Origin of the sequence: Ensifer adhaerens, assembly GCF_020035535.1 — a bacterium.
Classification (GTDB): Bacteria; Pseudomonadota; Alphaproteobacteria; order Rhizobiales; family Rhizobiaceae; genus Ensifer.
Map to the genome: position 1 here is coordinate 572,403 of NZ_CP083350.1, position 24,770 is coordinate 597,172.

Here is a 24,770-nt window from a genome sequence, read left to right on the forward strand (position 1 = left end):
ATGTCTCACTCGAAGGATGTTGATATTGCGGCCGCGCTCAGGAGCGCTGGGTCGTCGCAATCGACTTCCGCCCGTTCCGAGACGATCGTTTCGTGCCGCATCGGACGGATACGGTCGGCCATGATGGGAGGGGCAACCGCCGCCTCGGGGTTGAAGGAAGCAATGTTGAGGCGGCGAATTTTGATGTTGCGGATTGGGGCCTCCGGCAGGCCGAGGAAGGCGCCGGCTGCATGGGCGAGATCACGAATCTCGACATCCTCGATCGTGACGCCATTGATGACGGGTGTGCCCGCCTCGACCGGAGCCGGCCGACGGGATTGCACCCAGGCGTCGTGGCCATCCGCATCGCAATGGTAGTAGGCGTTGGCGGAGAGCGCTGTCTCGACGCCATCCATAAGAACGTGGCGCATCGTGATATCGGTGATCGCGCCGCCACGCCCGCGCCGCGTCTTGATACGCAGGCCGCGATCCGTACCGACCATCGCGCAATTCTCGACGGCGACATCATGCACGCCGCCAGACATTTCCGAGCCAATGACGAGACCGCCGTGACCGCGCTCCATCAGGCAGTGACTCACACGTATGCCACGCGTTTCGCTGAGGTGGTCGTCCTCGCCGTTCTGGCCGCGCTTGCCGGCTTTAACGGCAATGCAATCATCCCCGACGGAAAAGCGCACGCCGGCGATCGTCACGTCCTGGCAGCTTTCGGGATTGAAGCCATCGGTGTTCGGGCTGTCGGCCGGAGCGGAGATGAAAAGCCCTGCCGCCGTCAATCGTCTGCAGCCCTGCGGGTGGATCGTCCAGGACGGCGCATTGCGGATGGTGAAACCAAGAAGCGTGACATCTGAACAGGAGACAATATGAAGGCCGCGCGGCCTGCGCGCACCGTCACGCGTTTCCTTCGGCCAGCTCCACCAGTCCCCCCTGTCGCCGGACCCATCGAGCGTGCCTTCTCCCTCGATGACCAGGTCTTTCACGCCAACGGCATGGAGCGGGGCTGCGAAACAGTCAGCCGGAAGGCCTTCCCAGCTTCCCAACATTCCGCCGGATGCGTCACGGGCTGGCAGGATCGGCCATCCGAGCCGTCCCGATGGCGCTCGCAGGACCGCCCCTCGGGAAAGGTGGAAGGTCATATGGCTCTTGAGCGCGAAGGGAAATGCCGTCCAGACCCCGGCCGGCAGCCTGAGCTTACCGCCCTCAGGAACCGCAGCAACAGCTTCTCGAAGGGCAGCCGTGTTCCGGCGTGCGCCCTCCAGATCGTCAAGATGGATATCGCGAACGAGACCGAAATCGCTCGCGTCGACGAGCCCCGTGCAGGACGCGGTCTCGAACGCCACCGTTTCGAACCCCTCCGCCTCGAAGCAATAGCGTCCGTTAGGTTGAAGATCGTGCAGCAGCGGCACGGCAAGGGAGGTTTCGCCCTGCCGCGTCTGATCATCCCCGTCGAGCGACGAAAGGCGCCACTTCGCCTTCCCCGGCAGGTGGTAGCGTGCTCCGCGTGCCGGCAGGCAAAGCGCCGCCGTTCGCGCCGACAGCGCGATGATGGAAGGTCGGGTCATGATCTCTTCTCGTTTCGGTTTCCCGCTGGGTGCGGGGCGCCCGCCGCGAGAAGCCGCGGCGGGCAGACTTAGCGATCAGTCGAACTTGGCGAGCACGTCGTTCACCGTGTCGATGATCTGCTCCGCCGCTTCATTGGCGCTGAGCTGCCCGTAGGCATATTCCTCGAGCGTATCGATGAAGGCGGCGCGGATCTCCGGATGCTCGTTGAACGGCGAAACGGTCGGCCCACCGGCGGCGAGCACGATGGCGTTGGCGGCGCGCACTTCGGGCTCGCCCTTTTCGCCAAGTCGGGCGGCAGCAGCCTTGGACGCCGGCAGGCCGCGAGAGGTGCCGAGCGCATCGATGCCTTCCGGTTCGTTCAACAGGCAGTTGACGATTTGCGCCGCCGCCGCCGGGTCCTTCGAGTTCTTCGAGATCGAGAACACCATGGACGGCTTACGGTAGACGCCTTCCGTTACCGCGTCAGCGAGCTTGAGCATCGGCACAGGCGTCAGCACCTGACCGTCCTTCAACGGATCGGCATATTTGGAATAGGTCGAGTCCCATTCATAGGAACCGGCGACCTTTCCCTCGGCCCAGGCGGGCTTCTCGAACAGATTGACGTTGCCGTCGGCGGCCTCTTCCTTCTGGGAACGGATGGCGCCGGTCTCGACCAGCTTGCCCAGGAAGGAGATGCCTTCGGCCAGCTCCTCCGGTGTCCAGGCGACACGATTGGTTTCGGGATCGACGAGGTCCTTGCCGGTCTTCTGGACGACGGCCAGCGTCGTCAGGAGTTGCGCGGTCTCCTTGACGGCGTTGAAGGTGTAGTAGTCCTTGCCGAGCTTCTCCTTGATCGTCGCCGTCGCGGCAAAGAACTCGTCCCAGGTTTTCGGGATGGGCACGCCGGCCTTTTCGAAGGTCGTGGCGTTGAAGAAGAAGACGCGGCCCGTGGTCGAGACCGGAAGCCCCTGCAGGACCCCGTTCATGGAGCCTGCCGCGAGATCGGCATCGCTCCAATTGGAAAGATCGATCGCCTTCAGCGCGCGCAAATCGGCGAAACCGTCGCCATTTTTTGAAAACAGCGGCAGCCACGGCCAATTGACCTGCACGATGTCCGCCTCGGTCTTGCCGGCCATCTGGGTCGTCAGCTTTTCGAGGTAGCCGTCAAAACCGGTGAATTCGCCCTTGACGGTATGGCCGTATTTTTCACCGCACGCAGCGATCGCCTTCTGGGTGGCAACGTGGCGGCTCTCGCCACCCCACCACGCCATGCGCAATTCAGCCGCGTGCGCTGCCGTGCCGAGCGCAAGGGCGCCATATGCGACGCCGGCAAGCGCGGCGATCTTTGCTGTCATTCTCATTGCCTTCTCCTCCTTGGAATTGAACGACGCGGCGCCTCCTCAAAGCGACACGTTGCGGCCATCGGCCTTGTCGAAAACATGCAGTTGGGCAGGGTCCGGGCGCAGGCGGATCACATCCGAGCGGCCCAGAGCCTCGAATTCGGCGGCGCCCACCACGCTCACGAGCTTTCGGCCCTCGAGATCGGCGTGGAGGTAGACTTCATGCCCCATGAACTCGGCATTGGTCAGCTTCACCGCAAATGCCGCGCCGTCAGCGGCAAGCGAGAGATGTTGCGGGCGCATGCCGAGCACAGCCTCAGCGGGCCTCGACGAAAGCCGTGTCGCGAGGTTGGAGCCGAGCGGCAGACGCTGGCTACCGATCGAGAAGTCCCCACCCTCGAGCCTTGCATCGATGAGGTTCATCTCCGGGCTGCCTATGAAGCCGGCGACGAAAAGGTTCGCCGGGCGATTGTAGAGCTCCTTCGGCGTCGCCACCTGCATGATGCGGCCCGCCTGCATGACGCAGATCCGGTCGCCCATCGTCATCGCCTCGGTCTGGTCGTGGGTCACGTAGATGACGGTCGAGGACAAGCCTTCGGCCTTGAGCTGGCGGTGCAGGTCGGTGATGCGGACGCGCATCGAGGCCCGCAGCTTGGCGTCGAGATTGGACAGCGGCTCGTCGAACAGAAAGACACCGGGCTTCTTGATCAGTGCACGCCCAAGCGCCACACGCTGGGCCTGGCCGCCGGAGAGCTGCTTCGGCAGCCGATCGAGCAGCGGCTCGATTTCGAGGATCTTCGCCACGTGATCGATGGCGGCTTCGATTTCCGCGTTCGGCTTGCCGGCAATCTTCAGCCCGAAGGCCAAATTGCCGCGCACCTTCATGTGCGGATAGAGCGCGTAGTTCTGGAAGACCATTGCGATGGAGCGTTTGCCGGGCGGCAGGTCGTTAACCCGCTGGTCGCCGATCACGACCTCCCCCCCCGATATCTCCTCCAGCCCGGCGACCATGCGTAGCGTGGTGGACTTGGCGCAGCCGGAGGGGCCGACGAAGACCATGAACTCGCCATCCTCGATATCGAGGTTGATGCCGTGCACGGCCTTGAAGGCGTTGCCATAGATCTTTTCGAGATTCTTCAGTTGGACCTTAGCCATGTTCAGCCTTTGACTCCCCCGGAGGAGATCCCTTCAATGAAGTACCGTTGCGCAGCGAAGAAGACGACCAATGCGGGGGTGATCGTCAGCACCGACATTGCGAGAATGCGGTTCCATTCGAAGGCTTCGGTCGTGTCGATGGAAAGTTTGAGCGCGAGGCTCACCGGATATTTGTCAACCGACGACAGGTAGATCAGCGGCCCGAGGAAGTCATTCATGGTCCACATGAACTGGAACAGGCAGACGGAGATCAGCGCCGGCGCGAGCATGGGGACGACGATGTAGACCAGCGTCTGGAGGCTATTGGCGCCGTCGACACGAGCCGCCTCTTCCATATCCGCCGGAAGCGAGCGCAGGAACTGCACCAGCATGAAGACGAAGAAGGCATCGCCCGCGAAGGCCGAGGGCACCCAGAGCGGCAGGAACGTGTCGAGCCAGCCGAGATCGCGAAAGAGAATGTACTGCGGAATACGGGTGACGACATTTGGCAGAAGCAGGATGGCGATGACCGAACCGAAGAGGATCTTCTTCAGAGGAAAGTCGAACCGTGCGAAGGCATAGGCCGCCATCGTGCAGGAGATCGCCGTACCGATCACCTTCGGCAGGATGATCAGGAAGGAATTCCAGAAGAACCGGCCGAAGGTATAGGGCGTCGACGTCTGCCAGCCCTTTATGTAGCCGTCAGCGGTCGGACTTGTCGGCATGAAGCCGGCGCCGGAAAAGATCTCCGAATTCGTCTTGAAACTCGCGCCAACCAGCCAGATCAGCGGGTAGAGCATGACGAACCCAACGGAAAACAGCAGCACACAGCGAACGGTCGTTGACATCAGGCGGAGCCTTGCCCTGCGGGAGGCCAGGCGATCGTTGAGAACATGAAGATCGGTCATCTCGTCAGCTCCTCTTGTCGCCGGCGTAGTAGACCCACTTCTTCGAAGACCAGAAGGCGACGAGGGTCAGCACCGTGATGATGGTGAAGAGCACCCAGGCGATGGACGAGGCGTAGCCCATGTTGAACTTCTTGAAGGCCTCATCATAAATGTAGAGCGGCAGCAGATACGTCGCCTTGAGTGGACCGCCCTGGGTGATGATGTAGGGCCCGTTGAACTCCTGGAATGCCTGAACCATCTGCATGATCAGGTTGAAGAAAATGACGGGCGTCAGCAGAGGCAGGGTGATCCAGAAGAAGGCGCGCACCTTGCCAGCGCCGTCGATCGCCGCCGCTTCATATAGCGACTTGTCGATCGATTGCAGGGCCGCGAGGAAGATCACCATAGCCGAGCCGAACTGCCAGCAGCGCAGCAGCGTGATCGTGAAGAGCGCGTTCACGGGATCGCCGAACCAGTCGACCGGCGCGAGACCGAGGGTCGCCAGCGCCATGTTCGCAAGGCCCTCCGAGGCGAAGACATAACGCCACAGCACGGCGATCGCGATCGAGCCTCCAAGGATCGAAGGCACGTAGAACGCCGTTCGGAACAGGCCGATAAACTTCAACCTGTGATTTAGAATGCCAGCAATGAAGAGTGCGAAGGCAAGCTTCAGGGGCACGGTGATGAAGACGTAAAGCAGCGTTACGTTCAACGACTTGATGAAGGTGCGGTCGCGGGTAAAAAGCCGCTCATAATTGGCGAGGCCTGTCCAGCGCGGTTCGCTCATCAGGTCATAGCTCGTGAAGCTCAGATAGAACGACCCGATGAACGGAATGGCGGTGAAGATCAAAAGCCCAATGATATAGGGCGCCAGATAGCCGAGCCCCAAGAGACGATGCCCTTTCATGGCGCCCCTCCCGGGCAGCACTGAAGTGCGACCTTGTTAGATACGGTTTCGTACAAATTACGCTCCCGGACCGGCGCAGATAGACGAAGGCTCTCGCCTCCCCATCTTCTGCGAACCGGTCTCCTCCCTGTTCGATGCGGTGCGCGCATGCATTTCTGCCATGACAGTCACGCATTTTTGCCACAGAATGAATTCACAAAGGCGAGGAAAAAGATGGACGAAATTGAAGGTGGAATTCTCTCCGCAATACCGCCGGCCGCGCTGACGCTCAATCTCACCCGAGCAGCTATCCGGATGGAGCATTCGCAGACCTGGCGCATAGACAAGTCGAACCCGGTCGATGACCTCGTTATCTGCCTTGAGGGGCGCGGCCACTACCTGGTCGATGGCGAGCCGCGCGTGATGGAACCGGGCGATGCGATGCTGATTTCGCGCGGCCAGCGCTTCATCGGATGGAATGAGGGGCCAGAGACCTATCTCGGCGTCGCACAGCATTTCACGCTGGATATTTACGGTCGCCACAACCTGATCGAGCAAATGGATCTGGCGCCGAAATTGAGGCTTGCGCGCTGGGCGTTGCTTGAGCCGCTGGCGCGCCACTACCGTCAGAGCGCACCGCCCTCCTCCGTGACGCTCGGGCAGCACCACCTGTTCATGGTCCTGCTCATCGCCTTCATCGAGGATGCGTTCATCGGTTGGCGAGACCATGCCACCTATCAGCCCGAAGGAGCAGACGCGATCGACCTCGCTGTCATGAAGGCGGCCACGATGATTTCCGCCAATCCGCTCGACCCGGACATTGCGACCAAGGCGGTCGAGACATCGCCCTACAATCGGGACTATTTCCTGCGGGAGTTCCAGAAAAGGGTGACGCGTACACCGCGCAAATACCAGGAACTGAAACGCATGGAACGGGCCATGCATTTCCTTGAAGCAGGGCTTTCGGTTTCTTCTGCAGCCGCAGAGGTCGGCTATGCCGACCCCTACTACTTCTCCCGCATGTTCAAACGAACTCTGGGCATCAGCCCCCGCGATCACATGAAAAGAGTTCGCCAGAGCCGGGACGGTGAGCTCATGCACCTCGATGAGCCCGAGCAGGCACTGGCACTGGCGGAGGGGCTCCCAGCAACAGGCTAGGATCAGGCTCGGCCCCCGGCAGGCACAATGGAGAGCAATGCCTGCCGGAGGGTCCGCAATCCGCATGCGCCCCGCGCTCACTTGTGGCGCTTGTTTGCGCCGATCAGCGCGTCGAGCATTGCGACTTCGTCGTCGCTGAGGTCCTTGAGCGGCGCACGCACCGGACCGGCATTGAAACCCTGCAGCCGCACCCCCGCCTTGATCGCCGACACCGCATAGCCCTTGGCGCGGCTGCGGATGGCCATGAACGGGTAGAAGAAATCCGTGAGGATGCGTTCGCAGGTGGCGCGGTCACCGCCGCGAAGAGCGGCGTAGAACTCGTTGGCAAGGCCGGGCACGAAGTTAAAGACGGCCGAGGAATAGGTGGTGAAGCCGGCGCCGAGATAGGCTTCGGCAAAGAGCTCGGCCGTCGGCATGCCGCCGAGATACATCAGCCGGTCGCCCATCTTGGCGGTGACCTGGCGCACCAGACCGATATCGCCGGTGCCGTCCTTGAAGCCGATCAGGTTCGGGCATTCGTCGCAGAGACGCGCCAGCGTATCGGCCTGCAGCACCGAGTTGTCGCGGTTATAGACCATGACGCCGATGCCGACCGACTGGCAGATCTTCTTCACATGGGCGTAGAGACCTTCCTGCGGCGCATCGATCAGGTAGTGCGGCAGAAGCAGGATGCCGTCGGCGCCGACACGCTCGACCGAGCGGGCGATATCGACCGCCATCTCGGTGCCGTAGCCGCAGCCGGATACGATCGCCGTATCGCCGGCAACATCCTTGGCGGCCCGGACGATGCCGGGGATTTCGTCCGGCTTCAGCGAGAAGAACTCGCCGGTGCCACCGGCGGCAAACAGCACCGGCGCCCTGTAGCCGGCCAGCCATTCGACGTGCGCCCGGTAGCTGTCCGGCGCGAAACGGCCCTCGGCATCGAAATGCGTCACCGGGAAGGAAAGGAGGCCTGAACCTAGCGCGGCCTTGATCTGTTCGGGGGTCATGACTGTGTTCCTCTATGAATGATGATCTGTATTAAGCGAGATATTAGACTCATGTCAACAGTCATCATACAAGTCATAATACAAGTCGGCGCTCAACGCGCCAACCACCCGCCATCGACGTTCAATACGGCGCCATGAATGTAGCTCGCCGCTGCCGAAGACAAAAAGACGGCCGCGCCGGCAATGTCCTCGGATCGACCCCAGCGGCCGGCGGGAATCCGCTCGAGGATCGCCTTGCTGCGCTCAGCATCGGCCCTCAGCGCCTCGGTGTTGTTGGTCTCGATGTAACCGGGCGCGACAGCATTGACGTTGATGCCCTTGGCCGCCCACTCATTGGCAAGAAGCTTCGTGATGCCCACCACGCCATGCTTGGCGGCGGTATAGGACGGAACGCGGATCCCCCCCTGGAAGGAGAGCAGCGAGGCGATGTTGACCACCTTGCCGGGGGCGCCCTTCAGGAGCAGCTCCCTGGCGAAGGCTTGCGTCGTGAAGAACAGCGCCTTCAGGTTCACATCCATCACCGCATCCCAGTCGGCTTCGGAAAATTCGACCGCGTCCGCGCGACGGATGATACCGGCATTGTTGACGAGAATGTCGAACCCGGCACCGGCAAAGACCCCGGCCGCCGCCATGGGATCGGCGAAATCGAGTGCCAGCGCGCTCGCCTTCCCCCCCGCAGTCTTAATCAGTGCGAGCGTTTCGTCGGGCATCCTGCGAGCGGCACAGACGACCTCGGCGCCGGCTTGCGCCAGACCGACAGCAATGGCCTGACCGAGCCCGGTGTTGGACCCCGTGACAAGAGCCCTATGCCCTTCAAGAGAAAAGAGATTTTTCATCGCAGATCCGCCGGTTGAATGAAATCCATGTCCGTGTAGTCGACATTGTCGCCGGCCATCGCCCAAATGAACGTATAGGAGCCGATCCCCGCGCCCGAATGGATGGACCACGGCGGCGAGATGGCGCCTTGCTCGTTGGCGATGAAGAGATGCCTCGTCTCCTGCGGCTCGCCCATGAGGTGGAGCACCCGAGATTTCTCGTCCATGCCGAAATAGAGATAGGCCTCCATTCGGCGATCATGCACGTGGGAGGGGATCGTATTCCAAACGGACCCGTCTTCGAGCGTCGTGTAGCCGAGCACGAGTTGGCAGCTTTCCATCACGAGCGGGTGGATGAACTGATTGATGGTACGCTTGTTTGAGGTCTCGACCGCACCAAGCTTGACCTCCTTGCTTTCGGCGAACGTCACGAGCCGTGCCGGCAGGCTGCGGTGCGCCGGACTAGACACGATGTAGAACCGCCCGCCCCCGGCAAACGTCACTGCGCCAGAGCCTGCCCCGAGATAGAGCACATCGCCACGGTTGAGCATGTAGGTCTCGTTGCCAGCCGTCACTGTGCCGACATCACCGATGTTCACGATGCCCATTTCGCGCCGGTCGAGGAAGGACGGTGTCTTTGTTTCCTCGACTCGATCGAGCGTGAGCGCCGCACCGTCGGGAACGGCGCCGCCCATAACGAAGCGGTCATAGTGCGTGTAGATCAACCGGATCTCGCCGGGACGGAACATATCCTGCGCCAGGAAATGTCTGCGCAGCCCCTCCGTATCGAGCGCTCGCGCGTAGTCCGGATTGACGGCCTGCCTGGTTTCAACGGTTAGCATTCGATCCTCCTTGAGGTATTGCGGACAAGACATAATATATGTTAGTTCCTATTGTATGATAAGTTGCTCGAGGTCAAGACCCGAATGAAGCACCCCTGTGATCAGGGCGCCGCCGGCGCACTCGGTCGTGCGGGCGCGACACTTCGCATCTGGGCGGACTTGGCTGGACAGCGAACGACAACGCTGAGACCTGGCGGGCCGAATCTCGACTGGCGCCACCTGCTGCCGACATTTCCATGGCGTGCGCTCAAGGCGGCGCCTTCGCGAACAATCCCATCTTCAAGGAGTGGCAATGACCTTTACCCTTCACGGCAAACATCTGGTTGCGTGCGAATGGATCGCGACCGAGCAAACCTTCAGAAGCGAGCCGGCCCATGGCTCCGCTTTCAACTTCTCCGTCGGCACGACGGATCTGGTGGATAGAGCGGCAAAGGTCGCCGAGGCGGCCTTCTGGTCCTACGGCTACTCCAGCCGGGAAGAGCGCGCCGCCTTCCTCGAAACCATCGCCGATGAGATCGAAGCCCGCGCCGCGGCGATCACCGAAATCGGAAGCTCGGAAACCGGCTTGCCAACCGCTCGCCTTGAAGGCGAACGGGGACGAACAAGCGGCCAACTCCGACTTTTTGCTGTCCATATCCGCAAGGGCGAATATCTCGACAAGCGCCACGATAAGGCGCTGCCGGAGCGAAAGCCCTTGCCGCGGCCCGATATCCGGCTGCTGCAGCGGCCGATCGGCCCGGTGGCGGTGTTCGGCGCCTCCAATTTCCCGCTGGCGTTCTCGACGATGGGCGGTGATACCGCATCGGCGCTTGCCGCCGGTTGCCCGGTCGTCGTGAAGGGCCATTCAGCCCACCCGGGAACGAGCGAAGTGGTTGCCGAGGCGGTAAATGCGGCGATCAGGAAGCATGGACTTCACCCCGGCGTATTCTCACTTATCCAGGGCGGCCGTCGCGACGTGGGGACAGCTCTCGTGACACACCCGCTCATCAAGGCGGTCGGCTTTACCGGTTCGCTCGCGGGCGGCCGCGCGCTTTTCGACCTGTGCGCCCAGCGCGCGGAACCGATTCCCTTCTTCGGCGAACTGGGCTCGGTCAACCCGATGTTCATTCTGCCCGAAGCCAGCAAGGCCCGCGGCGAGGATATTGCCAAGGGTTGGGCAAGTTCGCTGACGACGGGTGCCGGACAATTCTGTACCAATCCGGGCATTGCGGTGATCGCCTCAGAACGAGCGCCCGCCTTTGCGGAAAGTGCGCGCGCAGCCCTTTCGCAAGTCGGCCCGCAGGTGATGTTGACGGATGGAATTGCCAGGGCCTATCGCGATGGGCGCGACCGCATCTCTTCAGGGCACGGTGTTCGCGACGTCTTCAGGTCCAGCTGTGATCTGCGCGACGCTACGCCCAACCTCTTCCTCGTCTCGGCGCAGGACTGGCTCGCCAATCACACGCTGTCGGAAGAAGTGTTCGGCCCGCTCGGCCTTATCGTTACGGTCGAGAACGTTGAAGAGCTGATCTCCGTCGCCAGGAGCTTCGAGGGGCAGCTGACCGCAACGCTTCATCTCGACGAAGGCGACACCGATCTTTCGCGCCGGCTGATGCCAATCCTCGAGCGCAAGGCCGGCCGTCTTCTCGTGAACGGCTTTCCGACGGGCGTCGAAGTCTGCGATGCCATGGTTCATGGCGGGCCCTACCCTGCCTCCACGAACTTCGGCGCGACTTCGGTCGGGACCATGGCCATCCGCAGGTTTTTGAGGCCCGTATCCTATCAGAATGTCCCTGATGCGCTCCTGCCCTCCGATCTGTCGTCGATCTGAGGACCGCTCGCCAGCCTTTTTTGACGATTCCGGGATGGGGCGGCAGCGCCGTCACATCCCGGATTCCGCGGCGGCTATCGATGCAAACGAGGCTAGACGCGATGGAACCGAACCCAGAATGAAGAAACGGTGCGCGGCCGTGCGCGATGAAGTGAAGACGGCAGGACACGCTGTCGTTCGATGCTGCGAAGCCTGCGCCAGCGCAGGTTGAGAGCGCCGCCCTTGCATTCGAACAGATAACGGCTAACATGCCAGACAGGTTTAAGCATGTTGGGGCAGAGATGGAAGCCGTTAACAATATGGAGCGTGGCACGTCGCTTGCGGCGAAAATCAGCGCCGCACTGCGTCGCGATCTGGCGGAAGGCGTGTTCCGCCCCGGCGACAGGCTTCCGAGCGAAAGCGCTCTGACGCGCGAGTATTCCGTCAGCCGTACCGTCGTGCGGGAAGCGATCGCTATCCTTCGTGCGGACGGCCTGGTCGAAGCGCGCAAGGGCGCGGGCATCTTTGCCCTTGAGACAAAGCCGGAAAAGAACCAGCCTTTCAACGATTTGAAGACGGAGCGGATTTCGTCTGTCATCGAACTTCTCGAACTTCGGACGGTCTTTGAGGTCGAATCGGCGGGGCTGGCGGCCGCACGCCGTTCTCCCGCCCAGATCGAGACGATCCTGGAAGCCCATCATCGTGTCGGCGAGTGCCTGGCAACCGGCAGTCCCACGCGCGATGCGGATTTCGAGCTTCACCTGGCAATTGCAGAAGCCACGCAAAACCGCCGCTTTCCGGAGTTTCTCCAACTGATCCGCACCGGAATCATTCCGCGCGGCGAGCTTCAGGGCTCTGCGCCGGGCTCACGCCCGAAGGACTATAACCTCCACCTTCAGGAGGAGCATGGTCAGATTGTCGAGGCGATCATCGAGGGCAATGCCGAAGCGGCGCGCGAGCGCATGCGCGCTCATCTGAGGGGAAGCCTTGAGCGATACAACGCACTCTTGCGTTCCCGCACCATGACGCCCGATGCGATTTAACGCACGCCCATAGTTGTCATACAGGAAAAAGAACATGTATGGTGATGTTGTTATACATCATCTGCGAGGTCTGCATGACTCTTCCCATTTTCCCCACGGTTTCCACCGACACAGGCGTCACCCGCCAGGTCCTTTCGGAATCGTCCGAACTCATGGTCGTCTCATTTCGGTTCGAAAACGGTGCGAAAGGCAAGCTCCATCGACACCCGCACGTGCAATCGACCTATGTGGCGCGCGGTAAGTTCCGCTTCTTTCGCAATGGCCAGGCCTATGAGCTGAAGGCTGGCGACAGCCTTGTAATCCCCGGAAACACCGAGCACGGCTGCGAGTGCCTGGAAGAAGGAGAGCTCATCGACTGCTTTACCCCCCGCAGAGACGACTTCCTCTCCGTCGGGTCTGCTTGACACCCAGCATAACCTGTGACAGGTTCGTCGAAAGTTGTCATACAGGATAGGAGCCTGTAGCGCCTCACCTCAGGCGACTGACAAACGGAGGAACCATGTCAATTCGTCGCTTACGCTTCCACGGTGTGGCCGGGCAGGTCGGGACCATTGCGGTCACGTTGCTCGGCCTGCTTCTCCTGACCTTCTTCATCGGCCGCCTCATGCCGGCCGATCCGGTCCGCGCCATCGTCGGAGAGGACGCGACCCGCGAAACCTACGAGCAGGTGTACCACTCGCTTGGACTTGATCGTCCGCTCTGGGAACAGTTCGCCTACTATCTTGGTGACGTCTTCACCGGGAACTTCGGAACCTCCATCCGCACGGGCCAGCCGGTCATTCAGGATATCCTGCACGTGATGCCGGCGACGATCGAGCTTGCGACCTTCGCAATCCTCATCGGCGCAGGGCTCGGTGTTCCGCTCGGGGTGCTTGCTGCCGTCAACAAGGACCGTTGGCCGGACCATGTGGTGCGCGTCTTCAGCCTGTTCGGGCATTCCATGCCAATCTTCTGGACCGGCATGATCGCGCTGATTGTCTTTTACGCCTATCTCGGCCTCGTCGGCGGCAGCGGACGAATGGACCAGTTCTACATAGGCCTTGTGGATGAACGGACCGGCTTTCTCCTGATTGACAGCCTGATTGCCGGCGAAATGGATGTGTTCTGGTCGGCCGTCAACCACATCATCCTGCCGGCGTCGCTGCTTGGCTACTCCTCGTCCGCCTATATCACCCGCATGACCCGCAGCTTCATGCTGGATCAGCTTGGTCAGGAATATGTCACGACGGCACGTGTCAAAGGCCTTTCTCGCAGCCAGACGATCTGGCAGCACGCCTTCATCAACATTCGGGTGCAGCTGGTCACCATCATCGCACTTGCCTATGGCTCGCTGCTCGAAGGTGCCGTGCTGATCGAGACAGTCTTCGCGTGGCCGGGCTTTGGCCAATACCTCACCAACAACCTCATTACCGGCGACATGAACGCCGTCATGACCTGCGTCCTGATCGTCGGCATCATCTTCATCGCGCTCAATCTTCTGTCCGACGTTCTCTACCGCATCTTCGACCCGAGGACACGCTGATGACCACTCAAGCTGAAACCGCGTTCCGCTTGCCGGCTCCGCTCCACGCACTCAAGAACATCGTGCGCTTCCTCTTGAAGAGCCCGACCTCGACCTTCGGACTTGCGGTACTGGTCCTTCTCGTCCTCGTCGCCACCTTCGCGCCGCTGATCGCCACGCATGATCCCTACGCCCAGGACCTGACCAACACGCTGCAGGCGCCGGGACAAGGGCATCTGTTCGGTACGGACGAGCTTGGCCGTGACATTTTCAGCCGGCTGGTCTGGGGCTCGCGTATCACCCTCACGATCATCTTCCTCGTCTCGATCGTCGTTGGCCCCATCGGCCTCGTCATCGGCACGACTGCCGGTTATCTTGGCGGCAAGGTCGATACCGTGATGATGCGCATCACGGACATCTTCCTGTCCTTCCCGAGCCTCATCCTCTCGCTCGCATTCGTCGCAGCACTCGGCCCAAGCCTGAACAACGCCATTATCGCGATTGCGCTGACCTCGTGGCCGCCGATCGCCCGCCTCGCGCGCGCAGAGGCAATGACCTTTCGGAAAGCTGACTACATCTCCGCCGCAAGGCTCCAGGGCGCGTCGGCGACCCGCATCATCATCAAGTCGATCATGCCGATGTGCCTGCCCTCGGTGCTCATTCGTCTCACGCTGAACATGGCAACCGTCATCCTGACGGCTGCCGGTCTCGGCTTCCTGGGGTTGGGCGCCCAACCTCCGCTGCCGGAATGGGGTGCGATGATCGCGACTGGCCGCAAGTACATGTTGGACAGCTGGTGGCTCGTCACCTTCCCCGGTGTCGCCATTCTCTCGGTCAGTCTCGCATTCAACCTTCTCGGCGACGGGCTGCGCGATGCGCTCGATCCGAAGCAGATGAACCGGAGGTAGACCGATGAGCCAGGACATTCTCGAGGTCGAAAACCTCCGCATCCGCTATGGCGGTGCAACAACCGAGGCCGTGCGCGGCGTCTCCTTCACTCTCGGCCGCGAACGCCTTGGGATCGTTGGCGAGTCCGGCTCCGGCAAGTCGACGGTCGGACGCGCCCTGCTGCGACTACTGCCGGGTGCCACCATTACCGCCGACAAGCTGCGCTTTGCCGAGCTCGATCTGACGGCGCTCTCGGAAAAGGAGCTGCTCAAGGTTCGCGGCCGGCGCATGTCCATGATCCTGCAGGATCCGAAGTTCTCGTTGAACCCTATTCGTCGGGTCGGCGACCAGGTGGCGGAAACCTATCTGCGACACTTCAGGTGCAGCAAGGCGGAAGCGCGTCAAAAGGCGCTCGCCATGCTGGCGGCGGTGAAGATCCGCGATCCGGAACGCGTCTATGATCAGTATCCGCACGAGATATCCGGCGGCATGGGGCAGCGCGTGATGATTGCCATGATGCTGCTTGCCGATCCCGAGCTGGTCATTGCCGACGAACCGACCTCGGCGCTCGACGTCACGGTGCGGCTGCAGGTGTTGAACATTCTCGATGGCCTCGTGCGGGATCGTGGCATCGGGCTGATCATGATCAGTCACGATTTGAATCTCGTGCGCAATTTCTGCGACCGCGTTCTGATCATGTATGCCGGCCGTATCGTCGAAACGCTGGCCGCCCGGGACCTCGACAAGGCCCAGCATCCCTATACGCGCGGCCTGCTGGCGGCTCAGCCGCGGATCGGCGGCCCGAGGGCGCCGCTCAGCGTGCTCGATCGCCGTCCCGAATGGCTGGAGGAGAAAGCCTGATGTCCGTCTCAGTCGAAGCTCGCGATGTTTCCATCACCTTCGGTAGCGGCCCCACGGCAGCCAAGGTCTTGCCAAGCGTCACCTTCTCCGTGGCGCCGGGCGAATGTTTCGGCCTCGTCGGCGAAAGCGGATCGGGCAAATCCACGGTGCTGCGCTGCATCTCTATGTTGACCGACATCTGGACCGGCGACGTGCTCATCGGTGGACGGTCGGTGCGCGACATGCCGCTGATCGAACGCTGCCGCACGCTGCAGATGGTCTTCCAGGATCCTTACGGCTCGCTGCACCCGCGCCAATCGGTCCGCACCGTGCTGAACGAGCCCCTCGTCATCCACATGCTCGGCGATCGAGAGCAGCGCATGCGCAAGGCAATCACGGATGTGGGCCTGCCAGTCTCCTTCCTCGATCGCTTTCCCCACCAGCTCTCCGGCGGCCAGCGGCAGCGTGTTGCGATCGCACGCGCGCTGATCCTCGAGCCTTCCCTGCTGCTCCTCGACGAGCCGACGTCGGCGCTCGATGTTTCCGTTCAGGCAGAAATCCTCAACCTGCTTCAGCGCCTGCGCGAAGAGCGTGGCTTCACCTACATCATGGTGACGCATGATCTGGCGGTGGTGGACCATATGTGCGACCGCTTTGCCGTCATGCTGCGCGGAGAGATCACCGAAGTCCTCCCGCGCGAGGCCATCCCCGGCAACCAGGCAACGCACGCCTACGCGCGCGAACTCATCGGCGCGTCGCTCGAATACGAAGGTTCGCACTGATCGCGCCTCTCGCGCGACACAGACGAAAGCCCTCCTCCCCAACTCGCCCGGCCCTGCGCCGGGCTTTTTGTCGTCCTGCCTGGCCTGATGTCGCTGCAGAGCAGCGGCGCGCATCCGCAATATTCCACTGACACGAGGCGCGCGCCGCGAACCCCTTTCCGCCCAGGTAGTTCGGGCGCCCGAGCTGCGACCGAGCCGGACTCCCATTTCCTGCGCCTAACCAGCGACGCCGGCGGCCAAAGGTCTCCACGACGACGACGTCTGGTGTGCAAAAGCGGGTCTGGACTGGAGCGGGATGCTTCGGTGCCCGCAGAAGGGAGTGGCGCATGAAAACGAAGGCGCTCCTCCCGATCGCCTGCGACAATCGCATCGGCCAGCGCTTCGCCGCGCTTTGCAGCGGCGCAAAAAAGAAGAAGGCGCATGCTGACATGCGCCTTCTCCACTTCATTCTCTTGGTATACCCGGAAGCGATTACCGCTCCTTGGTCACACCCTCGAAGCGCGAGAGCCAGGGGCTGACGATCATGCCTTTCACGTCGCTTCGGTACGCGGCCGTGTCGACCACTTCCGAGAACGGCTGGATCGACATGACGATCTCGTCCATGTACTGCTGCACGCCCTCGTAGAGCTTCGCCTGCTTGGCTGCATCGCGCTCGACTAGTGCTTCCTCGATCATCTTGTTCAGCTTCTCGTCGTAGAAGCTCGTGCGCCAGCTCTGATAGTTGGTCAGCTTCGCATCGTCCGAATTGTCGGGGTTATAGGCGATGGACCGCAGATTGTTGTCCGGATGCGGCTGCTGGCCGCCGCCGCCGCGACCCAGCAGCAGTTCGAAGTTTCGCTCGCGCATCGCGCCATAGATCTGATCGCCCGAACCACTGATGAGTTCCGCCTGGATGCCGGCCTGTGCAAGCGTGTTCTGGATGGCCGTCGCCGCCTTCATGAACGGATCTTCAGACAGGACGCGCAGAGTCGTCTTGAAGCCGTCTGGGTAGCCTGCTTCGGCAAGCAGCGCCTTCGCCTTCGCCACGTCCAGCTTGTAGCCCTCGTCCGGCAACGCGCCAAGAACGCCTGACGACAGGGGCCGCTGATGCAGCTTGCCGTAATAGGGCATGACCGCCTTGTCGAGACCGTCATAATCGATCAGGTATCGCAGTGCCTCGCGTACCTTCTTGTTGGCAAAGCGCTCATCCTTCATCGAGACGCTGAGATAGTAGAAGCCAGAGCCCGGCGTCGATGCGATGGCAATAGCTTCGTCGGCCTCGAGCGACTTCAGGTCCGGCGCCTGCAGCGAGTATGCAACATCGATGTCGCCCTTTTCCAGAAGCAGCCGTTGCGATTGGGATTCGGGCAGATGGCGCATCAGCACCCGCTTCATTGCAGCCTTTTCACCCCAGTAGTCGTCGTTGCGCGTAAGGATGATGTATTCGTTCGATTTCCACTGCGTGAGCGTGAAAGGACCGGAACCCGCGGAGTTCAGGGTCAGCCACGCGGCACCGAGGTCGCCGTCCTTCTCGTTCTCGAGCACCGTCTTGCTGTCGAAGATGGAGCCGGGGCCATTCTGGGCCAGGATCATCAACAGCAGGTTCGGGTCGTCGGGTTTCGGCAGATTGAGAACGAAGGTGTGGTCGTCTTCGGCGACGAATGCCTTGTCGGCCGCCTCAAGCGTGAAGCCGCGTGTCTTGAGGAAGGACGACTGAGCGAGGTTACGCGCAAGCAGGCGCTTCAAGCTCCAGGCGATATCCTGCGCCGTTACGGGATTGCCGGACGCAAACTTGGCATCGCTGCGCAAGTGAAAGCGGATCGACTGGCGGTCCTCGGAAACCTCCCAGTGTTCGGCGAGGCGCGGCTGCACGCTGCGGTCCTTCGGCGAAAGAACGACCAGCGTGTCGTAGATGTTGTTCAGAACCTGTACGGTCTCGCGGCCGGTGATGGCGGCGGGATCGAGCGTCAGGATGTTGCTCATCGTCGTTGCGACGACGAGTTGGTCATCCGGTGTTTCGGCGAGAACGCCGTGCGGCGTCGAGGCGATGAGAAGCGCGCCGAACGCGACCGTTGCGAGAAAGCGTTTCATATTTCCTCCTATTGCGGCCGCCCACGCGGGAGTTCGGCCTTCCGGTTATAAGTTCCGCCCCGCCTGTTCCTCCACAGACATAGGGACAGATCAGCCAAGAATTTCGGCAACGGGCGCGGCGAGCGCCCGACCGACCGCAGCTGTCGCAGCGGATTCGAGATGCACTCCATCGATCTGCGAGGCGCGCGCGACGGAGCCGGCATCGAAGAATGCGTGTCCGAGTTCGCTCGCCAGCTTGCGGTAGAGCGGAGAAAGCCGCTCCGACTCCGCTATGCTGCGCCCGGCCGCCGGCTGTCCGCCCGGACCGACGGAACAGGGTGGCGGAGCGACGATCAGCAGCTTCGGCCGGGCGCCAGCCGGTTTGTAGGGAAACGTGTCGACGATCTGCGCCAGCCGGCGCATACCGGAAACGGCCCCTTCCGCCCGCCCTCCATGCACGGGCTTTATGTCATTGGTGCCGAGCATCACGATGACGAGGTCGAGCGGCATATGACTTGCAAGCGCCACCTGCAGCGCCTTGGCCCCATTGCGGCACGCCGGTCCGGCATGGTCGTCGTAGCAGGTCGTGCGGCCACCAAGCCCTTCGGGGATGACCTTTGCTGCGCCTTCGAGTTCCCGGGCAAGCACCTCGGGCCAGCGACCTTCCGACGGGTGGCGCAAGCCGGTCGCTGGATCTGCGCCCCACGTCAGGCTGTCACCAAAAGCGAGAATGGTCTTCACGGGCAGATTCCTCGCTCGTCAGCGGACACGGTGATTTTCGATGAACTCGAAGTCGATGTCCTCGCCGAGACCCGGACGGTCCGGCACATGCACAAAACCTTCCCGATCCATCGAGTCGGATAGCGACTTCAGGTAATCGTGCCCGTCATCGTATTCGAGGAACGGGTGGAGCAATCCACGCTCGTACCAGCGGCAGTTTTTCGTTGCCGCGACTACATGCAGGTTCATCGCGGTATTGCCGTGAACCTCGCACTCCATCCCGAAGGCCTCGGCAAGGTGCATGGTTTTCAGCGCCGGCGTGATACCGCCAACGTCGTTTACGCCGGTCCGCAGGATGTCGCAGGCACCCGCCTTGATCCATTCGGCACGGTGCCAGTGCTTGCCGCCCGCGCTTTCCGGGCCAATGACGGGGATGTCCAGATTGTCGGCCAGCCACTTGTAGGAAGACAGCGACTGCTCATCCATCGGCTCCTCGATCCAATCGAAGCCGAGCTTTTCCAGGCCGCGCCCAAGCTCGAGCGCATCCGTGCGCGAATACCAATGAAAGGCATCGATCATCAGTCGGATATTCGGCCCGACGGCCTCGCGAACGGCCGCGCAGGCCTTGATGTCCATCTTCACGTCCGGCGCCCAGCTGACGGGGGGCATCCAGGTGTGCAGCTTGATACCCTTGTAGCCGCGCTTGACGAGCGCTTCGGCAAAGCGACCGTAGTCTTCAGGTGTCGCGAGGCCCCCCTCCAGTTCATCGCCGCACATGATGGAGCCATAGGCGAGCACCTTGTCGCGGTAGCCCCCCACCAACTTGTATACAGGTTGTCTCAAAGTCCGCCCGGCGAGGTCCCAGAGGGCGCAATCGACCACGGCAAGTGTGCGATCCGTGAGCTGCGCGGCCGAACCGCGCTGCCAATGGGCGAGATCCTGCCAAAGCCGCTCGCGATCCCGGTGATCCTGGCCAATCAGGACCTTCTTGACGAACTTTTCGATGACGTGCGGCCGCACAATCTCCGGCGCCGTAAAGGAATGGCCTTCATGACCGTCTTCCGTGCGGACAGTCAGCATTGCCTGTTCGACCTGATGCGGCGGGCCTGGATGCGCGTGACCAGCACTGTCCGAATGGCGGCGAGTGGTCGTGCGGAAAACCCGCACTTCGACGTCGGTGATGATCATTAGTCCTCCGGTATGCGAAAGGGGCGGCTTGGCCGCGCCAACTTGTCTAACATAGATTAGACAGATACCAGCCAACTTGTCAAACATGTACGACAACTTTTGGAAAATGCCTGATAGGCGTTCAATTTTCCACAGTCCCTCAACGCCAGGATCAGCTGCAGGTGAACTAACAGTGCCGGCCCAAACGAGGCGGGCGGGTGCCAGATCGTCCACGAACTGAGCGCGCTCGAAACCCGCCTAACGGCAATCGTGCTGATCAATGAAGCGACCACCGTCGGTCGTTATCGTGGCTGGCGGAGGCTGCGGCATCAGACCCGGGCGAGACATGGCGAACATCGGACGCCTAAGCCCGCATTCGCACGTCGCCCCGTCTGACGGCTTTCAGTCGCTCGCTGCGCGACCTCGGCATTTGCACTTGCCGAATCCCTGCTCGCCGCCATGCCGGCTTTTGCCGACACCTACCTGGCGGGATCGGCGCGGCTCCCCTGGCCCATGGCACGCATCCCGGGCAAGAGCGATTGATCAAGGCATATGGCCGCGCTTGGCTGCGTCGGCCGCGGACCTCAGAACGGCGAAAGCCGCCTGTTATGGGGTAACGGCCGTATTGGCAGCGTCCCGGAAGGAAACAAGTTTCTGGTGCCTGTCATCCCAAAGGACGAGCCTGACGCACTGCAAGCTATCCCAGATAGTGATGCGGCCGATATCCGCGAGTTGCGGATGGTCGCGCAGAACCTCCGGCAATCTGTAGTAGGGGATCCGGCTGGAAAGATGATGCACGTGATGAATGCCGATATTGCCGGTCAGCCATCGCAGCACCAGCGGCAGGTCATAATGGGAAGCACCGTGCAGAGCTGCCCGCGGGAAGTGCCAATCCTCACCGGCAGACCAGTGCGTCTCTTCAAACTGGTGCTGCACATAAAAGAGCCAGATGCCGGCCGCACCCGACAAGAGCACGATCGGCAGGTGGATCAAGAGGAAGGGCACCAGCCCGATCGCCCATGCCATCACGGCGGCGCAGATCACGATCGCGAGGTTCGTCGCCATGGTGGAGACCCAGGGTAGCGTACCTCCGTTCATCATCCCGAAGGGCAGGCGCTGCTTGAGCAGAAAGAGCCAGGCAGGGCCGATGCCGAACATGACGAGCGGATGCCTGTACAGGCGATAGCCCAGGCGCTTCATGGGCGAAAGTGCACGGTATTCCGAGATCGTGAGCGTGGTGATATCGCCGATGCCCCGCTCATCCAGATTGCCAGCCGAGGCGTGATGAATGGCATGCGCTCGGCGCCAGTAATCGTAAGGCGTCAACGTCAGCACGCCGATCACACGTCCTGTCCAGTCGTCGAGCCCGCGACGAGCAAAGAACGAGCCGTGTCCGCAGTCGTGCTGGATCATGAAGAGCCGAAGAAGGAAGGCCGCGGCCGGAATGATTGCGATCAGCCCGAACCAGAACTCGTGAACGAGGGAAAAATAGGCGATGACCCACAAGCCGACGAACGGGACGATTGTGACGAGAAGCTCCAACGCGCTGCGCCCAATGCGGGGCTGACGGTACTTCGCAAGGATCTTCAACCATGCACCGGCATTATCTTCGGCAAGTGAGGCCGGTGGATAGACATGTGTGTTCATCAAATCTGGTCCGTATATCCCTCGCCTCGCAACAAATTGCCAGGCCTGTGGCTTGCGCTGGAATTTCAGGCGCAATGGCTGAAAGTGTCAGGCCGGGTGAGACTTGCGCGTCGCATAACGGCGATTGCGCTCAGCCTCATCGGCGAAGGCGCGCAAACCGCGTTCGGCAACTCAGTCTGCCAGGCCCCGGCTTCCGTCCCCTGCTCGGCTCCGGCTGCCACGATGGCCTCTGCGGCTGCTGCCGAGTAGGCTTGTTTTCGTCTGCCGTCAACGCTTCGCGTTCGACTCTCCGCATCTACCGACCATCGCAGCGATGCCTCCTCCGGCGCCCGCCTCTTCAAGTCAAGGTGCTGCAGCGTTCTCTACGCGCCCCGAAGGAGGCGATTCGGGTAAGCCAACGGTAGCCGTTGAGCGCACGTCGTCTTTTGGAGATCACACCAATCAGGCGCCGGAGGCGATTGAAAACGGGCAGAGGGGGCACCTTAACTTCGCACATGTCGCGCGCCCCAGTATCAGCCGCTTCCTCCAAGCAATATTTGACATCCTTGATATCGTGGACCTTTGCGCCGCTGTCCGACGAACGCTCGAAGGAAACGGAAGCGCTTTCAGGCGATGTCCCCATTTGCTCGGAAGTCCCCGCGCCAATCCATGCCTGGTAGGAGAGGTTCGCCGTACTGGCTACCAGGTTCGCCGGCGCCGACCTGAGGGATTGGCCGTCACCCCGCAGATGATCGACGCTCGACGAGTTCGAGGCCACCCTGATCTCGCTAGCGCTTTGAACTTTCGGGTCGACTTCCGGGAGCCGATCACGCGTCTTGACGTAGGAGGCCATGAGATAGGGCTCGTCATGTCCGTCCAAGCGGGCGCGACCCATATACTGCACGCGAACGGAGGCGGTGCCGCGATGTTTCAGGTCCAGCATGTTCGCTGCCTTGCTGGAAACATCGATGATGCGACCCTGACGATAGGGACCCCGATCGTTGACGCGCAGGATGAGCGAGAAGCCGTTTTCGAGATTGGTTACGCGGACATAACTGGGCAACGGGAGGGTCGGATGAGCAGCAGAAAGGCGATCCGGGTGGTAAACTTCGTTGTTGGCGGTCCGACGTCCCTTGAACGCCGCGCCGTACCATGAAGCCTTTCCCTTCCTGTCGTAGCTCGGGTCTTCCTTCGGATAGTAGCGCGTGCCTCTCACAACATAGGGATTGCCGACGATATAGCGGCTACCACCCTTGCGAATGTACTTGCTCCGGGTGGCTCGCGGGCTCGGTCTCAGTCCGTATGCCTTCTCGGCAACATGTCTTTCGCTGTGCTCCTCGTTCGGGGATTTGGGGGTCGTACAGGTGGCGCACCATGCGCACGCGACCGCGATCACCAGGCATCGCGCGCCTTTGACGACCTCACCGACATCGATAACCATCTTGCCAACACTGACGACGGCGTTCCGCGCATCAGCGACGTGCCGCGACACACACGCTCATGCTGACCGCGCGCTCGAACTCTGCTGCAGACTGGGTCGAGAGACAGGTGGAAAGACAACTGAGGCATGCGCCGGAGCACTGCCAAATCCGGGGTCGCGCCATTCATTCGCTCCATCCATGACAACAACTGTCAAATCGGCCTGATGGCAAGAAGTTCCCTGGATGCACGCGAATTTGCGACGTCCGGCCAACGCTGCCCCTTGCAACGTCGGAACCGGACGTCGAGTGCTGAACGCTACTCGCTCTGACGGAAATTGCGGACACGATCGAAAAGGACCGCGAGGATCGTCGCGCTGCCGATGAACGTACCCTGCCAGAAGGCGTTGATGCCGAGAAGCCCAAGGCTGTTGCGGATGACCTCGATCAGTGCAGCGCCGACGAGCGCGCCGAAGGCCGTGCCAGCGCCGCCGGCGAGATTCCCGCCTCCGATAACGGCCGCAGCGATAACCTGAAGCTCCATGCCGGCGCCGATGTTGGTTGTCACCGCTCCGAGCCAGCCCGTCTGAATGATGCCGGCGATGCCGGCCGACAGCGCCGAGATCATATAGACGCAGACCTTGATGGGCCGCACAGGCAGGCCCGTGGCAATGGCCGCCTTTTCGTTGCCGCCGATGGCGTAAATATATCGGCCGATCCGCGTCCAGCGCAGCACAAAGCCGGTCATGAGCGCGAGGACGATCATGTAGATCACCGGGTTGGCAATGCCGAAGACCGCCCCCCCGCCAAGCGCCAGCAGCTTGGCGTGGTCGGGGCCGAACTCGAAGACCACCGTATTGTTGGAGGCGACCATCGCCAGGCTCCGGGCAACCGAAAGCATGCCGAGCGTCACGACAAAGGGCGGAAAGCCGAGATAGGCAATGAGGATGCCATTGAACGCGCCGATCACCAGCGCCGTTGCGACGGAGACCGCAATGCCCGTCTCGATGCCGTATCCCGCGTGCATCGTGACCGCGAGCACCATGCTGCACAGGCAGAGCACCGAGCCTACCGAGAGGTCGATGCCACCGGTGATGATGACGAGCGTCATGCCCAGCGCGATGATTGCGACGAAAGTGACGTTGCGGGTGATGTTGTAAAGGTTCTTCGCCGTCGCAAAACTGTCGGTGGCGAAGGACAGGAAGACACAAGCGAGGATGACTGCAACCAGAACCCAGAAGGTTTGGCTGGCCAGGATCGTTCCTGCAAGCGTGCGCTGCCTGTGGGCGATCGTCTCGTGCAGCGTCGTTGCCATCTTTCCCTCGAGTTCCTCCGGCACGGAAGGTCCAGTTCGCTT

General features: G+C 61.7%; 22 protein-coding genes. 8 read left to right on the forward strand and 14 right to left on the reverse strand.

The window, feature by feature from the left end:
* Positions 1 to 5: 5 nt before the first annotated feature.
* The 5 genes from LAC81_RS23005 to LAC81_RS23025 form a co-directional block, all read right to left on the reverse strand.
* The gene (locus tag LAC81_RS23005; RefSeq protein ID WP_223729491.1) at positions 6 to 1,559 is read right to left on the reverse strand and encodes a glycoside hydrolase family 28 protein; all 1,554 of its coding nucleotides are present in this window, start codon (positions 1,557 to 1,559) and stop codon (positions 6 to 8) included.
* A 75-nt stretch (positions 1,560 to 1,634) separates the two neighbouring features.
* Positions 1,635 to 2,900: an ABC transporter substrate-binding protein gene (locus LAC81_RS23010; protein WP_223729492.1), complete on the reverse strand. Its 1,266-nt coding sequence runs from the start codon at positions 2,898 to 2,900 to the stop codon at positions 1,635 to 1,637.
* A 39-nt stretch (positions 2,901 to 2,939) separates the two neighbouring features.
* The gene (locus LAC81_RS23015; protein WP_223729493.1) at positions 2,940 to 4,034 is read right to left on the reverse strand and encodes an ABC transporter ATP-binding protein; all 1,095 of its coding nucleotides are present in this window, start codon (positions 4,032 to 4,034) and stop codon (positions 2,940 to 2,942) included.
* A gap of 2 nt (positions 4,035 to 4,036) precedes the next feature.
* Complete coding sequence (locus LAC81_RS23020; protein ID WP_223729494.1) at positions 4,037 to 4,921, reverse strand: carbohydrate ABC transporter permease; 885 nt, start codon at positions 4,919 to 4,921, stop codon at positions 4,037 to 4,039.
* A gap of 4 nt (positions 4,922 to 4,925) precedes the next feature.
* Positions 4,926 to 5,807: a carbohydrate ABC transporter permease gene (locus LAC81_RS23025; protein WP_223729495.1), complete on the reverse strand. Its 882-nt coding sequence runs from the start codon at positions 5,805 to 5,807 to the stop codon at positions 4,926 to 4,928.
* Between the two features lie 213 nt (positions 5,808 to 6,020).
* Between LAC81_RS23025 and LAC81_RS23030 the strand changes: the two genes are divergently transcribed.
* Positions 6,021 to 6,944 (forward strand): helix-turn-helix domain-containing protein, encoded by a 924-nt coding sequence (locus LAC81_RS23030; protein WP_223729496.1) that lies wholly within the window; start codon positions 6,021 to 6,023, stop codon positions 6,942 to 6,944.
* A gap of 77 nt (positions 6,945 to 7,021) precedes the next feature.
* On the opposite strand, the gene kdgD is transcribed toward LAC81_RS23030, so the two are convergent.
* The 3 genes from kdgD to kduI form a co-directional block, all read right to left on the reverse strand.
* Complete coding sequence (gene kdgD, locus LAC81_RS23035; protein ID WP_223729497.1) at positions 7,022 to 7,933, reverse strand: 5-dehydro-4-deoxyglucarate dehydratase; 912 nt, start codon at positions 7,931 to 7,933, stop codon at positions 7,022 to 7,024.
* A gap of 92 nt (positions 7,934 to 8,025) precedes the next feature.
* Positions 8,026 to 8,769 carry a 2-dehydro-3-deoxy-D-gluconate 5-dehydrogenase KduD gene (gene kduD / locus LAC81_RS23040; RefSeq protein ID WP_223729498.1) on the reverse strand — a complete coding sequence of 248 codons (744 nt, stop codon included), beginning with the start codon at positions 8,767 to 8,769 and terminating at the stop codon, positions 8,026 to 8,028.
* Complete coding sequence (gene kduI / locus LAC81_RS23045; protein ID WP_223729499.1) at positions 8,766 to 9,590, reverse strand: 5-dehydro-4-deoxy-D-glucuronate isomerase; 825 nt, start codon at positions 9,588 to 9,590, stop codon at positions 8,766 to 8,768. Before kduI ends, kduD begins: the two co-directional genes overlap by 4 nt.
* A 292-nt stretch (positions 9,591 to 9,882) precedes the next feature.
* On the opposite strand from kduI, the gene LAC81_RS23050 reads away from it, so the two are divergent.
* From LAC81_RS23050 to LAC81_RS23080, 7 genes are all read left to right on the forward strand, one after another.
* Positions 9,883 to 11,400 carry an aldehyde dehydrogenase (NADP(+)) gene (locus LAC81_RS23050; RefSeq protein ID WP_223729500.1) on the forward strand — a complete coding sequence of 506 codons (1,518 nt, stop codon included), beginning with the start codon at positions 9,883 to 9,885 and terminating at the stop codon, positions 11,398 to 11,400.
* Between the two features lie 281 nt (positions 11,401 to 11,681).
* The gene (locus LAC81_RS23055; protein ID WP_223729501.1) at positions 11,682 to 12,422 is read left to right on the forward strand and encodes a FadR/GntR family transcriptional regulator; all 741 of its coding nucleotides are present in this window, start codon (positions 11,682 to 11,684) and stop codon (positions 12,420 to 12,422) included.
* A gap of 74 nt (positions 12,423 to 12,496) precedes the next feature.
* Positions 12,497 to 12,826 (forward strand): cupin domain-containing protein, encoded by a 330-nt coding sequence (locus LAC81_RS23060; RefSeq protein ID WP_223729502.1) that lies wholly within the window; start codon positions 12,497 to 12,499, stop codon positions 12,824 to 12,826.
* A gap of 95 nt (positions 12,827 to 12,921) precedes the next feature.
* Positions 12,922 to 13,944 (forward strand): ABC transporter permease, encoded by a 1,023-nt coding sequence (locus tag LAC81_RS23065; protein ID WP_223729503.1) that lies wholly within the window; start codon positions 12,922 to 12,924, stop codon positions 13,942 to 13,944.
* Positions 13,944 to 14,831, forward strand: coding sequence for an ABC transporter permease (locus LAC81_RS23070; RefSeq protein ID WP_223729504.1), 888 nt, complete (start codon positions 13,944 to 13,946; stop codon positions 14,829 to 14,831). Before LAC81_RS23065 ends, LAC81_RS23070 begins: the two co-directional genes overlap by 1 nt.
* A gap of 4 nt (positions 14,832 to 14,835) precedes the next feature.
* The gene (locus LAC81_RS23075) at positions 14,836 to 15,672 is read left to right on the forward strand and encodes an ABC transporter ATP-binding protein (RefSeq protein WP_223729505.1); all 837 of its coding nucleotides are present in this window, start codon (positions 14,836 to 14,838) and stop codon (positions 15,670 to 15,672) included.
* Complete coding sequence (locus LAC81_RS23080) at positions 15,672 to 16,433, forward strand: ABC transporter ATP-binding protein (protein WP_223729506.1); 762 nt, start codon at positions 15,672 to 15,674, stop codon at positions 16,431 to 16,433. The genes LAC81_RS23075 and LAC81_RS23080 overlap by 1 nt, the downstream gene beginning before the upstream one ends.
* Positions 16,434 to 16,904: 471 nt before the next feature.
* Here LAC81_RS23080 and LAC81_RS23085 read toward each other — a convergent pair whose 3' ends face one another.
* The 6 genes from LAC81_RS23085 to LAC81_RS23110 form a co-directional block, all read right to left on the reverse strand.
* Entirely contained in the window at positions 16,905 to 18,503 is a 1,599-nt protein-coding gene (locus LAC81_RS23085) for an ABC transporter substrate-binding protein (RefSeq protein ID WP_223729507.1), read from the reverse strand.
* Positions 18,504 to 18,593: 90 nt separating this feature from the next.
* On the reverse strand, positions 18,594 to 19,223 hold the full coding sequence (locus tag LAC81_RS23090) for an SGNH/GDSL hydrolase family protein (RefSeq protein WP_223729508.1): 630 nt from the start codon (positions 19,221 to 19,223) through the stop codon (positions 18,594 to 18,596).
* Positions 19,224 to 19,241: 18 nt separating this feature from the next.
* Positions 19,242 to 20,390 carry a mandelate racemase family protein gene (locus tag LAC81_RS23095; RefSeq protein ID WP_223729509.1) on the reverse strand — a complete coding sequence of 383 codons (1,149 nt, stop codon included), beginning with the start codon at positions 20,388 to 20,390 and terminating at the stop codon, positions 19,242 to 19,244.
* Positions 20,391 to 20,975: 585 nt separating this feature from the next.
* A complete protein-coding gene (locus tag LAC81_RS23100; RefSeq protein ID WP_223729510.1) occupies positions 20,976 to 22,016 on the reverse strand; it encodes a fatty acid desaturase in 1,041 nt (346 codons plus the stop codon).
* Positions 22,017 to 22,353: 337 nt separating this feature from the next.
* Positions 22,354 to 23,436 carry a septal ring lytic transglycosylase RlpA family protein gene (locus tag LAC81_RS23105; RefSeq protein ID WP_223729511.1) on the reverse strand — a complete coding sequence of 361 codons (1,083 nt, stop codon included), beginning with the start codon at positions 23,434 to 23,436 and terminating at the stop codon, positions 22,354 to 22,356.
* Between the two features lie 296 nt (positions 23,437 to 23,732).
* A complete protein-coding gene (locus tag LAC81_RS23110) occupies positions 23,733 to 24,728 on the reverse strand; it encodes an ABC transporter permease (RefSeq protein WP_223729512.1) in 996 nt (331 codons plus the stop codon).
* Positions 24,729 to 24,770 lie beyond the last annotated feature (42 nt).